Source organism: Enterococcus sp. AZ109 (assembly GCF_051714625.1).
In the GTDB taxonomy this organism is placed as follows: domain Bacteria; phylum Bacillota; class Bacilli; order Lactobacillales; family Enterococcaceae; genus Enterococcus_A.
The window spans coordinates 2,110,364-2,123,297 of sequence record NZ_JBIOSF010000001.1 but is presented as its reverse complement, the minus strand read 5'-3'; the positions used below and the strand labels follow the sequence as shown (position 1 = coordinate 2,123,297).

At 34.3% G+C, this 12,934-nt stretch carries 18 protein-coding genes; all 18 read right to left on the bottom strand.

Annotated features, from left to right (window positions below; genetic code table 11):
- Window positions 1-817: 817 nt before the first annotated feature.
- Window positions 818-1,165 carry a hypothetical protein gene (locus tag IGI42_RS10145; protein ID WP_438715726.1) on the bottom strand — a complete coding sequence of 116 codons (348 nt, stop codon included), beginning with the start codon at window positions 1,163-1,165 and terminating at the stop codon, window positions 818-820.
- Between the two features lie 151 nt (window positions 1,166-1,316).
- The gene (locus IGI42_RS10140) at window positions 1,317-1,619 is read right to left on the bottom strand and encodes a DUF4176 domain-containing protein (RefSeq protein WP_438715725.1); all 303 of its coding nucleotides are present in this window, start codon (window positions 1,617-1,619) and stop codon (window positions 1,317-1,319) included.
- A 103-nt stretch (window positions 1,620-1,722) separates the two neighbouring features.
- Complete coding sequence (locus IGI42_RS10135) at window positions 1,723-2,271, bottom strand: hypothetical protein (protein ID WP_438715724.1); 549 nt, start codon at window positions 2,269-2,271, stop codon at window positions 1,723-1,725.
- Window positions 2,272-2,289: 18 nt separating this feature from the next.
- Entirely contained in the window at window positions 2,290-3,306 is a 1,017-nt protein-coding gene (locus IGI42_RS10130; RefSeq protein ID WP_438715723.1) for a hypothetical protein, read from the bottom strand.
- 7 nt (window positions 3,307-3,313) lie between these two features.
- Window positions 3,314-3,928 (bottom strand): hypothetical protein, encoded by a 615-nt coding sequence (locus IGI42_RS10125; RefSeq protein ID WP_438715722.1) that lies wholly within the window; start codon window positions 3,926-3,928, stop codon window positions 3,314-3,316.
- A 160-nt stretch (window positions 3,929-4,088) separates the two neighbouring features.
- Window positions 4,089-4,697, bottom strand: a complete 609-nt coding sequence (locus IGI42_RS10120) for a hypothetical protein (protein WP_438715721.1) — start codon at window positions 4,695-4,697, stop codon at window positions 4,089-4,091.
- A 227-nt stretch (window positions 4,698-4,924) separates the two neighbouring features.
- Window positions 4,925-5,386, bottom strand: coding sequence for a DUF5085 family protein (locus IGI42_RS10115; RefSeq protein ID WP_438715720.1), 462 nt, complete (start codon window positions 5,384-5,386; stop codon window positions 4,925-4,927).
- A 10-nt stretch (window positions 5,387-5,396) separates the two neighbouring features.
- Window positions 5,397-5,825 carry a hypothetical protein gene (locus IGI42_RS10110; protein ID WP_438715719.1) on the bottom strand — a complete coding sequence of 143 codons (429 nt, stop codon included), beginning with the start codon at window positions 5,823-5,825 and terminating at the stop codon, window positions 5,397-5,399.
- Window positions 5,818-6,543 carry a hypothetical protein gene (locus IGI42_RS10105; protein ID WP_438715718.1) on the bottom strand — a complete coding sequence of 242 codons (726 nt, stop codon included), beginning with the start codon at window positions 6,541-6,543 and terminating at the stop codon, window positions 5,818-5,820. Before IGI42_RS10105 ends, IGI42_RS10110 begins: the two co-directional genes overlap by 8 nt.
- 165 nt (window positions 6,544-6,708) lie before the next feature.
- Window positions 6,709-7,518, bottom strand: coding sequence for a hypothetical protein (locus IGI42_RS10100; protein ID WP_438715717.1), 810 nt, complete (start codon window positions 7,516-7,518; stop codon window positions 6,709-6,711).
- Between the two features lie 51 nt (window positions 7,519-7,569).
- Window positions 7,570-8,418 carry a hypothetical protein gene (locus IGI42_RS10095; protein WP_438715716.1) on the bottom strand — a complete coding sequence of 283 codons (849 nt, stop codon included), beginning with the start codon at window positions 8,416-8,418 and terminating at the stop codon, window positions 7,570-7,572.
- Between the two features lie 5 nt (window positions 8,419-8,423).
- Window positions 8,424-10,079, bottom strand: coding sequence for a T7SS effector LXG polymorphic toxin (locus IGI42_RS10090; RefSeq protein WP_438715715.1), 1,656 nt, complete (start codon window positions 10,077-10,079; stop codon window positions 8,424-8,426).
- Window positions 10,070-10,432: a hypothetical protein gene (locus IGI42_RS10085; RefSeq protein ID WP_438715714.1), complete on the bottom strand. Its 363-nt coding sequence runs from the start codon at window positions 10,430-10,432 to the stop codon at window positions 10,070-10,072. Before IGI42_RS10085 ends, IGI42_RS10090 begins: the two co-directional genes overlap by 10 nt.
- 12 nt (window positions 10,433-10,444) lie before the next feature.
- Window positions 10,445-10,696 carry a hypothetical protein gene (locus tag IGI42_RS10080; protein ID WP_438715713.1) on the bottom strand — a complete coding sequence of 84 codons (252 nt, stop codon included), beginning with the start codon at window positions 10,694-10,696 and terminating at the stop codon, window positions 10,445-10,447.
- 425 nt (window positions 10,697-11,121) lie between these two features.
- Window positions 11,122-11,244, bottom strand: a complete 123-nt coding sequence (locus tag IGI42_RS10075) for a hypothetical protein (protein ID WP_438715712.1) — start codon at window positions 11,242-11,244, stop codon at window positions 11,122-11,124.
- 7 nt (window positions 11,245-11,251) lie between these two features.
- The gene (locus IGI42_RS10070; RefSeq protein ID WP_438715711.1) at window positions 11,252-11,941 is read right to left on the bottom strand and encodes a DUF805 domain-containing protein; all 690 of its coding nucleotides are present in this window, start codon (window positions 11,939-11,941) and stop codon (window positions 11,252-11,254) included.
- Between the two features lie 3 nt (window positions 11,942-11,944).
- Window positions 11,945-12,310 (bottom strand): DUF805 domain-containing protein, encoded by a 366-nt coding sequence (locus tag IGI42_RS10065; protein ID WP_438715710.1) that lies wholly within the window; start codon window positions 12,308-12,310, stop codon window positions 11,945-11,947.
- A 227-nt stretch (window positions 12,311-12,537) separates the two neighbouring features.
- Window positions 12,538-12,903 carry a DUF805 domain-containing protein gene (locus IGI42_RS10060; protein ID WP_438715709.1) on the bottom strand — a complete coding sequence of 122 codons (366 nt, stop codon included), beginning with the start codon at window positions 12,901-12,903 and terminating at the stop codon, window positions 12,538-12,540.
- Window positions 12,904-12,934: the final 31 nt, after the last annotated feature.

Genomic DNA, 12,934 nt, shown 5'->3' with positions numbered 1-12,934 from the left:
CAGATAATCCCTACGGACAATAGCATAAGATTGATAAACTGATTTGCGATATTTCTATACATCAAATCTAAAACCCTTATTATAGGAGTACTAATCAGTATTATTGCTACTAAGTGTCGCGGATTCAATACTTTGGCATCTCTCTTATAACTTAAAAGCAATCTGTTTCTCTCTAAATTGAAGTAAATTTTCTCCTGTTCTGTTTGGCCTATTGCTATTATATTTTTCACGAAGCCTCCCTTCCCACCTAATCAACTATTCGAATGATTCAGTTCTTTATACTTCTAATAAATTGGATTTTCTTTGTTTTATTTCCCGGAGCATGTATCAATAGATATGCCCAAACAATTATTGCTACCAACAATATCAACATAGCTATATTTAATGATGAGGTTAACAAAAACATCGTAGATAAAACCACTAGTACAATACTAGAAATTATGGTAAGTTTTATCTCTTTTTGCTGTAGCAACTTTCCATTTTCAAGTTTATCTTGTAATTCTTCTTTTCTTAGATAAACCTTTTGCGGATTTTGGAAATTATAAACGTTGTTCAAGAAAATTGATGTGGAAAACCTTGATAATAAAATCACTATAATGAGTGTCAGGCAATTGATTAAAGGCGAGGCCCATCCTTGGTATATTGGATTTAACAGCTTTGGTAAATATAGACACAACATAAATAGCAAAATATACTTTATTTGGCTATTTTGATCGCTGTGGGATACTCTAACCAAAATTAGTTTTTCTACGTCGAGAAAAACTGAAGAATTTTTTCTCTAAATATCAAAATATAATTTTTCATTGCTTCTCCTCTTTCATCCAAAAACTGTATCCAAACCACTTGTAAAGGATTTGAATGCATCACCAACTTTTTTTAACCCTTTTGAAGCCGACTTTGCTATGTCCTTTTTGTTATCATATACCCAATCAAATGCCATTGATCCAGCAACGCCTACTACAAAGCCAACAGCGGTACCAACGCCAGGAATGGGAATAGCATATCCTATAGCCGCTCCTGCTAATCCGGCTCCAATATGTCCACCAGTTTTTATCAACGCATCTCCTGTACTTTCACCTTGAGCCTTCTGCATTCCAAAGTCTATTGCTGAACCAATCACTGGCGCTGCGTACTTAGCTCCATTACGAATAACACTAGTTAACAATGTCGGTGGAGCACTAAAAGTGACATTACTCCCTGCTGTAGTTACTGCAACTAGCCTACTGAATAGTATCCCTCATATGTTTCAGCCAACCCTAAAGAAAAATCAGATATGTAGATACTCAAACAGCATTTGCTATCTGAGTATCATGTATTTATTTATATGTGTCCTTCACTGTTATTCGAGGATACTTAATGTTAGGAACTTGTTCTTCCAAATCTTTTCGTAATTTCTCTTCCTCATCTGAAATATATCCTTCAAAATGAACCGTCTCAATATCTTCATGATTAAAAAAGAAATTTTTCTCATCCACTTGACCTTGTGGATAAAGACATGCTGCATATTCAAAGTACCCTATTTCTCCATTGTTGTTATACAGAGGATATCTTGAGGTAATCATTAGCTCTTGCTCAGCATCATAAAGTGTAACAATTGTTCCAATCGAATAGATTTCCATATAATTTCTCCTTGATCCATATTTTTTAAACACACTAATTTTGTTTATTGAATTTTACTAATACGCTTTGTAAAATTTACTCTTTGAACTAAGACCTAACCAATTACCATTCATTTTTTGTTATATATGAAACATGGTAAATCGTTGGCTCACATATGAAAAAGACACTCGAAAAAATGAAAAGCCATGTAAATATGGTTAGTAGTAAGATATGTGTTAATAGAAAAACTATGGAGCTAAACACACCTAAACCTATGAAGACAATTGAAACCTTTACAATACCCTTATTAATTGTATCTGTGCTATCTATCATTAGACGAGCGACTTCTTCTTCCGAGAATTCAATCTGATTTTTGTCTAGTATTCTAGATTGATTTTTTTTCATAATTATAAAAAGCGTTATCCCACTAAATATGGCTAATAGGTATACTATTAGTAGTAATTGGAGTGGATTGGAGCCTTCATTAAGAATTAGTTTGCCTATTATGGAATTGCTTAACAAAGCTGCAGCTAAAGAGATTAATCCAAAATTACTTTTCACAGTTCTATCATTTGATGAAGAAATATTTAAATTAAGCCTAGCCAATTTCTGATTCTTTTTATCATAAAATATTTGAGTTCCCTCTTTATTATCATAGATTAGTTGATACATTATTATCTACTCAACCCCTTATTTTTTTGTTTTCTCAATTATATAATCTATACCTTTGTTGAAGGCAAACCCTATTAAGGTTCCTGCAGCGACACCGATTACTGTTCCAACTACTGGAATAGGAATTGCAGTTCCTACAATTCCGCCTATATAGGCTGCAGCAGGCGCTGCTGTTGCACCCGCTATAGCGGTTCCTGCTATACTCCCAATTGCGTTACCAGCTATATGTCCTACAACTTTTTGTCCAGTATTTGGATCCTTCTCAGAAATTAACGTAGCTGTGTCTATTGCAATACCAATATAGGGTAATGCTCTGGAGGCTCCACCTATGACTTTCCCACTTGCGTAAAGAGCCGATCCTGCTTCTATCCCTAAATATTTCGAACTATTACGGTATAAAAAATTAGTAATCTGATTTCCATTTTGATCAAAAAAATATTCCATAGATTCCATATTAATTGCATTCAGAACTTCCAATGTTAACTCGTTTGTCATATTGTTCTTTTTTAAATTATCATTTTCTTTCACAGAAACCGCATTGATTTCCCTCTGTATCCGATCAATCTCTTCTTTAGTTATTGTTCCCTTCGTCGCAGATATGGCTGGATGAATATTTAATAAAGCACGTCTTTCTGCTTCTAACCTCTCTTTTTCAAGCTTCATACTCTCTTTGTGCTGCTTATCGACCTTATTTTTAAACTTCTTATCCTGGAAGATTGTTAATGCATCTGGTGAGTTGTAGCTGACTCCTAAGGTTCTATTTAATTTTTTCACCTGTGAGCTTTGACTTTTGAGCATATCAGCTAGAGAACTCTTTTTTTCTTTGAAATTGCCCATAGCTTTGTTTGTATCTTTTAATACTGTTTCAGCTTTTTTAATCGCATTGTTAAAGGAAACAACTTTTGCTATTTTAAGTGGAACAATTCTCTCAACTTCCGAATAGGCATTTGAAAATTGTTTATCAATTTCTCCAAACTCAGTTAACTTAGTAGGAATCTTCCCTAACAACTGGCTTAATACCTCTATATCAATCACCGCACTGCTACTGGTTACTGGATTCCTTAACAATATTACTAAAATATTTGTACAATCTTTTTCTCCTAAAGAAATCAAAATAATCGATCAGATAAATGATTATTGTCCATAAGGGAATAATCAGCATCAACACAACAGTGTCCTTAACGATTACAACATCAAAGACTGAAAATATAATAGTCACTGTAAATAAATATATCATTCCAAAATTAGCCTTGTACTGTTCATTAGCCAACAGTAATATATCTTCTAGTGCTTCTTTTTTTTTCAATGGTTTCAGTGTAATTCCTTTTGCATTTCTATTTTTAAAGAAAACGAGTAGGCTCCCTAAAATGATCCCCAAAAAAGACAAAACTACGTACATAACAAGTGGATCGTAATTGAAAACAGTTGTGTCAATCATCCTAAATAAAATGTAGGAAATCACGCTGACAACTGCCCCAGCACTTGCGGTTGCATACTTTTCTGTATCCACAATATAACCCCAAGTATCGTTTTCTAAGTTATAGTATATTTTTCGTTTTGGATTTTCCGTTTTGTACATAAGAATTTGTCTCGGTTTTAAATGATTGTGGAATACTTTTTCCTCAAGAAAACTAATTCTGCTTTTTTTTATTATCATAGATATAATCCACTCCCTTATTGGTGAGCATAAAAAATATTCCTTCATCTGTACAGCTTAAAATAGCTGATTCTCCTATCCAACAATATTTACCTTTTATTTTAATCTTGTTGATAATTAGCTAATTTTTACTACAGTTTAGAATGTGTAAATATTTACGTTATTTTCCCTCAGCAATAATTTTACTCAACTGATTATATAATCTTTTCCTTCTGAAAAAGTCGAAATAATCGACTGAGTAAACTGCCCATATCCATAATAGGATATTTAATAGTAACGAAGGAGAATTATCTCTGTCCAATATGTTGAGAATTATGAATATAGATCCTACTGCAAACAAGTATAAAACTCCTATGTTTGCTTTGTATTGTTTTTTTGCTGCCATTACTACATTATCTAAACTATCTATTTTTTTTAGAGATTTGATTGTAATATTACGAGCGCTTCTATTCTTGACATAAATAATTAACCACCCTAACCCTAGACCCAATAAAGATGATAACAGGTACGCCAAGATAGGATTTTGGTAATATATAGTAATGTTCAACGTTCTATAAAAAATGTAAAATATGATGCTAGAAGTCGAAACTATGCTTGCACCTGCATAGTTTTCTGTATCCGCTACGTAGCCTAAATTTTCATATTTAGGATCATAAAATATCTTTCTTTTTGGTTGGTCCGTTTTATACAAAAGAATTTGTCGTGGTTTTAACGCAGTGCGAAATACTGTTCTTTCCAAGAACTTACTTACCCTTTTTATTACTATCATAAATTGTATCCACCCTTTCATTTATTTCAAACTCTCTTAGCAGGCCTTACAATAATAAGTATCCCAAACATGAATTTCGTCGTCTCATTTTATATAATACACTCATTTTCTCTTGAAGTTATTTTTTGTACCGTTTTTAGCACTTATGTGTCGGAAACGATACATCCTTTAGTAAAGTACGCACGAAAAACGATATCAGCTTATGCTAATATCGCTTTTCCTACTCATTACTCTTTTTCTCTTACTCCAATCATCAAATCAGTATAAACTGTTTCCCCTATCACTTGTGGACGGTAAAAAATGGGGGATGTGACCTCAAAGTCAGTGTCTACAATATATACAACCAATTCCTGCAATGCCTCAGAAATTTCACTTTGCTTGTCACCTTTTGCCCTTGTCGCAATCATGTCGTTTACTTGAAAGTAGGTCTGATAACGATACTCCTCTGATAGATTGTTCTGCCACTCTTCATTTACTGGCATGAATACTTGAATTAATAGCTCATCTTCATCGCGAATATCCGAATTCATTGAATAAAAGAAATTCTCAGACAAAGAATATCCCGCATCAAAAATCGTTTGCAAAGCATCTTCAAAGGATTCACCCGTTTCATTTGCATTCATTAAATAATAGCGACTGATCACATTTTCAAATTGTAGAGATTGATTATAGCCAATTGTTCTCTTCATTTTCATCCACCTACTCTAAAATGGGTATCATTAAATCTACCCAGTACTCTCCGTAGACTACAATCATAGCCATCAATAATTTATCTGCGTATTGGATATCATTCTCTTGAAGTATCGCCTTCATGGATTCCAAAGCAACATCGATTCCATCATCAAATGGAACTCTCTGACGCAACAACTTATCAAAGTGCAAATTATCCACCAATTTCGAATTACCGTTGTCCACTGGCTCATTCACAGGAATATAAAATTTATAAGTTTGTTCTTCAAGCTCCATTTCAGTTGGCTTAATCTCTATCAAAGTCGGGCCATTTTTATAATACCCCTCCTCAAATAGCAACTCTTCCGACTGTAAAACTAAAGATAAAAAATTGTCTGGAACGGTCTTTACCTCGGTGTATACCAAATTATTCATCTCTAAAGAAATCGTATCAATCATTCTTTTTTCCCCTTTTCATCATACTTAATGATTTCCCATACATAGAAACTTCCGGTTTATCTTCCTCTCCACGCCAGTAAGGGAGTATACGAGGAAAATTGAAAGTACCCACGACAAGCATTGCCGTTAAAATTGTCATAATTCCTACTTGAATAAAGAAATCACTATCGAAAGTAAAACCATAAATCATACTACTTATTGCTATAATCCCAAGAATATTGACATAATAGTCAGCATATACATCTCGAATATTCATTGAATTCTGCTTTATTGATGTAATTACTAAAAATAAATGGATGAAAATTCCTAGTAACCAACCAAGTATGATCAATAGTCCTCCATAAGTAGCATACTTAATCGGGTTATCAGTAATGCACGTGAAAAATGCTGCTATGAAAAAAGGGTACCCCATACCACAGCCATATGCTATTACAACAGCGAATTTTTTTAGTTGGGGCAATTTGAATAGGAACAATCCTACACTTGCCAAAACAACTACTGTCAATATTCCTTTTACTTGAATATCCAAAAAAATATTTGTTTGTGTATCAAATAAATTGTCTTGATTCCCGGCCCATCTGCAGACTATCATCAACCCAAGTAAAAACAGATATCCATAAATAATCACTGCAAACGACTGGCTAGTAAAAGGTTTTCGCGAGAACGGTTTATATCTCTTTGAAACGAAATTCTCGAATATTTCCTTCATTGAAACCAATTTGACACCCCTTTCACTAAAGAGTTAAATCCACTCTTCAACGTTTCAGTTGTTTTAAACTTCTTATCCAACTTATCTACAAGCAACGACGCTCCTACTCTAGCTGTTACGACTGCAATAACAGGTGCATCCAAGAGTGTATACGGAGCTAATACGGCCTAAAGTCTATTCGCTATACCATTTTTCTTTTTCAAATTCATATTCTTTTCGAAAGTCTTCTGAATATCTCCGTAATATTAATCCATCAGCAAGGGTCTCTGAATCCAAAAGAAGTGTTGGTAGTAATGTAATCGTACTTAATACAAATATACCTATAAACACTGAAATGATAACTATTATATTTCCAATTATCGACCCATTTAATCCGGAAAGGAAATCGTAGTCATTGCTATTTATCCACCACTTATTAAATCGATAAAACTGCATTACTGTAATTAATATAGCTATAAACGTGACTAACACTACCGAAAACGCTCTTACAATTTTTATAATGTTCGCTTTGATTTTTTCCTCTCTTCCTAGTAAATACTTCTCTTGTATAGTATCGATTAATTTGATTTTCACTATATAAAGCGAAAACGAGTAGCTTAGTATAATGTAAATTACAGCTACAGTCCTGTTCAGAAGGACACTATCCGATATTTCCAAAGAACATATATAAAAAATAAACATATTCTGTGCAAAAAGGTAGATCACACTGTCATAAGCTGCTTTTTTAAAGTATAGAGGGCTCCTAAAATAGAATACTATTCCGCAAATAACCATCGACAATGAAAAAACAGGGGATATGAACCAATTTATGCTTGAGAACAAGCTTATGCTCCAAGAAACACCTGCTAGTACAAAAACTTTAAGAGTTTTAGGAAACAATTCATTTTTAGGGTCATTCATAGTTTCATATACTTTATGAAGCGTATTTTTTTCTAAGGCATGTGGAAAAGATATGGCCTCTATTAATTTAGAAACATCTTTCATCTATTTATTCCCCCAATTATTTACAAAAGCCTTATTTTCAGATTGTTACTATCATTCACTGTACCATTCTTTTTTTGTATAGTTATACTGCTCCCTAAACTCTTCAGCATATTGCGAAATAACTTTCCCTTGAACATAATGCTTTGCATTAAATAGAAAATAGGTCGGTATCAAAGAGATGAGTAGAAGTAACGGAATTCCTACAAATATTCCTATAAGGTCATCCATTAAACTATTTTGAGCTAGTGGATTTTCGGCTATAGCATTGTTTAACCACCACTTATTTAATCGATATACTTGTATACCTATCAAAATTAATATAGCAACAACACCAGATACTTTTAACATGATGTTCATTACTTTTGATGTCTTATAATCCCTGTTAAATGTTTTATTCATTTCTTCTAAAATCATATTTTGTTCTACTCTAGAATAAAGAAACAAGAGTACCAATATACAGAAAGAAAATATAACGAACGTAACTTTATAGTCACCTTGATTCATTCCAAATCCTACAACAAAGTAGGAAATGTACGCCAACTTAGCGCTTGTATAACAATATTTTTTATAGCCCCAATTACGCAAAAAATTATTATATGGTTTTAGAAATTGATATACTATTAAACCGATAATTAGTAGTTCTAATACGATAACAATTACTTTAGGGTAAAAAAAATTATTTGTCGTGGTAACTTCTTGAATGAAGACTAGCTCCATAAAAACAGGGAAAAATAGTGCAGCAATTAAAACTAATATTTTCTTTATTCCCATGGAAAATTTCTGATCTTTCTTCCCGTTCATAACTAAATCAACATCTTCCAAATCAATATATTCATTTGCTTCGTCTAAAGATATATAATTTAAACATTCCTCTATTTTGTGATTTAACTTTTTGTTCATATAATTTAATTCACTCCATTCGGGAATACATTTCCATTATTGATATTAGGATTTGAATTAGGACTTCCTGAGTGTGACGGAATGCCTGGCTTATAGTCACTGTTGGGTATTTTAAAACCTGAATAATCACCAGTTTTTAATCCCTCATGTCTTTTGTCATAAATTTTATACTGCTCTTTTATCCAGTTTTCTTTGTCTTTTTCACTAAAAAATGTGTGTTTTTCATCTATCCAATTTAGAGCATCCTTTATGTAGGGAATTTTATTTACTCCAGGAACATCAGATAAACCACCGCCTTGACCAAAGTAATTTAGTGTCCCAGCTACTGCACCTATAGCGCCGCCATACTGAGCTCCTTCCAGAGGTCCGCTATTTACTAAAAACTTATTAATACCACCATATAATGCTTTACTTTCATTTCCATAAGCAGGACTTTTAGGATTGGTATATTCTTCATATGCATATCCAGTAATTGTTAATACATCCCCACCATAGGAAAGTCCTTCTCTCACCGCCGGATGTGCTTTTACAAACTTAGAAACAGGTTCTAGTTTCTTAAACAAAGTTAATCCGACTTTAGAGCCTGCAATCACTTTCTCACCAGCTTTTGATTTAGATAAAACACTTGTTACATATCCTAGAGGAGCTAGTACTTCCCAGCCCTTGTCACTTAAATACAGTAAATTCCCATAAACTTTGGCTTGATCATCTAAAGATAATTTACTAACATACAATCCAAATTTCGGATTATTTAATACATTCTTAGCAATATTTTTAGGGAGTTGATTCCAACTTTCTTGCATAATAAATAGATTCAACGCAGCATTTTGAATTCCTTCTGGAAACTTATCTAGTGCCGCAATGACATAGCCAAATAATCGATCATTATTTTTAATTTTTTCGAGTGCAGCTGCTGGGTTTTTAGAAAACAAATCGTTCAGTTCTTTAATTGCTAAATTCTTTTCTTTTTCCTCCATCTCTTTTAACTTAGCTGTATTTTTAAGAGAATTAAACCAACTTTTATCTACTCCAGCAGGTAATGTATACGAGCCATCAGGATTTACAATTGTCCCGTTTAACACCAGGACTCCCTGCATAGCTATCTTCAAATCATTGAGACTATTACTGAACAGACCATTCGTTTGAGAAGAAAAATTGTGTAGCTTTTCTAATTTCTTGTTTAATTGATCAATATCGCCTTGAATTCCCCCCGAAATACGAGTTAGACTTCGCTGAAAATCAAGCAACGCATCTAAAACAGCTGCCACAGGATTATTTCTTGTTGCTGTTCTTGACATATTTGACGCAAAATCTACAGAAGCTTTCATCGCTTTCTTTGTCGCAATTTGTTGATTCAAATTATCTTCATTTAAGTAGCCTTCACCTGAAATAGCACGATCGGCTGATTGATATTTTTGTAATTCTTGTTCAATTGCATCACAAGCAGTCGTTGCTCTTGTGATCGTCGGGATAATCAGATCGCTAAACAATCCTTTTCCTGCAGTATAAGCAGCACCTGCTAAGGTGCGCCCATCAACTGCAGCAACTATTTTTTTACTTCCAGATTTTAATTGGTTGATTGATTCTTTTCCACTAGCCAAATTACTTGTTAATGCTTGAATCAAATCTGCGGACTCACGACTTGAATAAACTAATCCCAAGAAATATCACTCCGTTTCTTATAAAGTAACTCTCGTTCTTCATCTATCTTTTTTGTTTCTTTCTTGTAGGCTGCTGCAATCCGTTCATTGGATTCACGTAGTAATTGACGAAATGCTCGTTCTTGCTCTTCGTTATTACGGTGTAGCCAACTAGTATTGGAACCACCAAATCTTGAATTCTGATTGTCTAAATTATTTAGTTTCCGAAATCCTCTATGAAGGTCTTCTTCTAAGCTATGAATGGATTCTGCTATTTTTCTGTTTTCATTATTAAGTTCATCAATTAGCTGTTCATTTTCTAAAATTAGCCGATCATATTTCGCACGTTCTTGATCATTCGTTTTTTTTTCCAATTCTTTCACCTCTTAAAACTTAATCTGGCTATCTCGAAATGCAATAAGTTCTGCAATTTTTGGGAATTTTTCGCTTTGAGTCGTTACACATTCAACTAGTTGGGCTAAATCTGACAACAACTGGTTATTAACTTCCATTCCAGTTATCATACTATTTATTGTACTTTCTCCCAAAAAGACTGGTTGCCCTTTATTAATAGTTACTGATTTTACTCCTGCAACAGCGGCGGTTGCTAGGCTAGTACTAGAAGCAATCTTGCTCATATAATGCCTCCTCTCGTTATTTATATACTAATTTTTAGTCTGATTTATTAAAAAATCAGTCACTAGTGTTGCGTGAGATTTATCAGAATACTCTGAAGAACGTTTTCCGTTTACTTCACGTTAATCCGATCAGAGCGTCTCAAACCATTTTCAACTGGCTTAATGAACTGCTCTTTTCAGTTGAAAAAGTGTCACAGTGACCTTCAGTTAAATCTTAATCAAGTAGGTCGGAAGCGTCACAATCAAGATGAGTATGACTTGATTGATTGCGCCTTTCTCACTTTGAGAATACAGACATTTGATGGTCACGTTCTGCTCCAAACGTTAGAAAAAATTCAATGTTCCACTGTGCTTGATACATATCAGCGACCTCATTTGGCGAAACGTCAAAACGATTGATGCAGTTTCGCAGTAACTTTTGACCCTTAGTTAAATTTGAACAGTTCCAAAATCTTTGCAACACTAGTGTATTTATCCTGCCGATTAGCTGCTGCTCTTTTTTGCGCAGCCTGAGCCCTTCTTTGTGCTTTTGCAGCTTCTTCACTCATAGAATAATCAATCCTCTTCTAATGTTTGTGGCGAAGTCTCTTCGGTTATGTTTACTTGATTTTCTTCAACCATTATTTCCTGAATAGGCAGCTCCTTTGCTCGAAAGAAAAAACGCTGGAAGCCGCTTTTTCCGTTAGTGGTCAACTCATTAGTTGGCATTAAAGTGAAGATAAAAAGTTCGACACCAATACCCGTTAGGAGCACGCTGCAAAATAGTGCTGCCACAGAATAAGTTGACGATTCGTAAGTCATCACCTCAGCAATCTTAAAGGTGTACTGGAATATCGTTAGACCAGCAATCACTAAATAATGGGCTAAAATTCCGCGTCCGCTCAAACCAGTGTCTCTTAATCTTCGACAGGTTAATGCCAAGTCAGGTAAGAAAAAAGCCAGATAGATGAAAACAAATAAAATAAGCAACGGCAAGTACGGCATTAAGGCAAGGATTACTTCCAGTCCTAACTCTTCTTCCGTAACATACTCATAATCATAAAATTGCAAAGCTTCAACCGATGCTTTGAAAAAGAGGCCGAATGCCAGCACTATGACAAAGAAATTGAACAGCATTGTGATTAGCCGAACCCACCAATATCCGGCGCGGGTCGTACGGCCTTTGAACTCTACATAACCCAAAAAGTAATCTTTAACAGCTCGCGTAAAGGAAACTTCTCCTGGTTTTTGATTGATCATTTTCATTGATTAAAACTCCAATTCATCAGTAATCTTTGGTTGTTGTTTAGTTGGCATGCAGACTAGAACGATTGACGCAATTGATCCAATATATGGTACCAGTCCGATGAACATAAACGCCCAATGGAACCCTGCATCTCGTAACCTGCGAACCTTCAAAGATATTGAGCACAGAAATGTTACCCCTGAAAAAATTACTAAAAAGCACATAAGCAGCAAAAATAAAATTGATTCAGAATCAAGCATTACCATCAGTATTACAAATACTAGCTGCACTAAGATACTAGCAATTGAAGCTAACCAATACTCTTTCCTCCCCGTTACCCCACTATAATTACCAAAATTTTCCCAAAACTTTTTATACGCATCTACCACTTTTTAACATCCACCATTTCTATATTTTTTGAAGTGTTCCCTTTAAGCTTTTGCTTAAAAGCAGCAACTGTGTTCACCTCTTACGCTATTATCAACTTCACGCAGCAAGCGTTAATAACTCTTCATGATCAGCACATAATCCAACAATATCCGGTGTGGATAGTTCAATCCTTAACAGCTTGAGTGAAGTTGCCTTTTCCTGGTTGGTGTTTGGTTGCCTATCTTGATTAAAACTCCAATTCTTCAGCAGTTTTTGGCTGTTGTTTAGTTGGCATACAAACTAGAACGATCGACACAACTGATCCGATATAAGGCAGCAGTCCAATGAACATCCAGGCCCAATGGAACCCAGCATCTCGTAATCTGCGAACCTGCATAGTTAATGAACCAAACAGTACAATCAATGAGAATAGCACTGTAATTACAACTATTATTAAAGACAAAATTGATCCGTATCTAACCAGTATCAAAAGAATCGCCATTGCTAAAAGCACTAAGCTATTAGCAATTGACGCTAACCAATAATCTTTTCTCCCAGTTACACCTCTGAAATTACCAAAATTTCCCCAAAACTTTTTATACGCATCTACCATTTTTAAAACCCACCTTTTCTATAAATACTTC

Coding starts and splice junctions, on each gene's coding strand:
- IGI42_RS10140 (WP_438715725.1), bottom strand. CDS start 1,619: ATGGAAATCTATTCGATTGGAACAATTGTTACACTTTATGATGCTGAG.
- IGI42_RS10135 (WP_438715724.1), bottom strand. CDS start 2,271: ATGTATCAACTAATCTATGATAATAAAGAGGGAACTCAAATATTTTAT.
- IGI42_RS10125 (WP_438715722.1), bottom strand. CDS start 3,928: ATGATAATAAAAAAAAGCAGAATTAGTTTTCTTGAGGAAAAAGTATTC.
- IGI42_RS10120 (WP_438715721.1), bottom strand. CDS start 4,697: ATGATAGTAATAAAAAGGGTAAGTAAGTTCTTGGAAAGAACAGTATTT.
- IGI42_RS10115 (WP_438715720.1), bottom strand. CDS start 5,386: ATGAAGAGAACAATTGGCTATAATCAATCTCTACAATTTGAAAATGTG.
- IGI42_RS10110 (WP_438715719.1), bottom strand. CDS start 5,825: ATGATTGATACGATTTCTTTAGAGATGAATAATTTGGTATACACCGAG.
- IGI42_RS10100 (WP_438715717.1), bottom strand. CDS start 7,518: ATGAAAGATGTTTCTAAATTAATAGAGGCCATATCTTTTCCACATGCC.
- IGI42_RS10095 (WP_438715716.1), bottom strand. CDS start 8,418: ATGAACAAAAAGTTAAATCACAAAATAGAGGAATGTTTAAATTATATA.
- IGI42_RS10080 (WP_438715713.1), bottom strand. CDS start 10,696: ATGAGCAAGATTGCTTCTAGTACTAGCCTAGCAACCGCCGCTGTTGCA.
- IGI42_RS10075 (WP_438715712.1), bottom strand. CDS start 11,244: ATGAGTGAAGAAGCTGCAAAAGCACAAAGAAGGGCTCAGGCTGCGCAA.
- IGI42_RS10070 (WP_438715711.1), bottom strand. CDS start 11,941: ATGAAAATGATCAATCAAAAACCAGGAGAAGTTTCCTTTACGCGAGCT.
- IGI42_RS10060 (WP_438715709.1), bottom strand. CDS start 12,903: ATGGTAGATGCGTATAAAAAGTTTTGGGGAAATTTTGGTAATTTCAGA.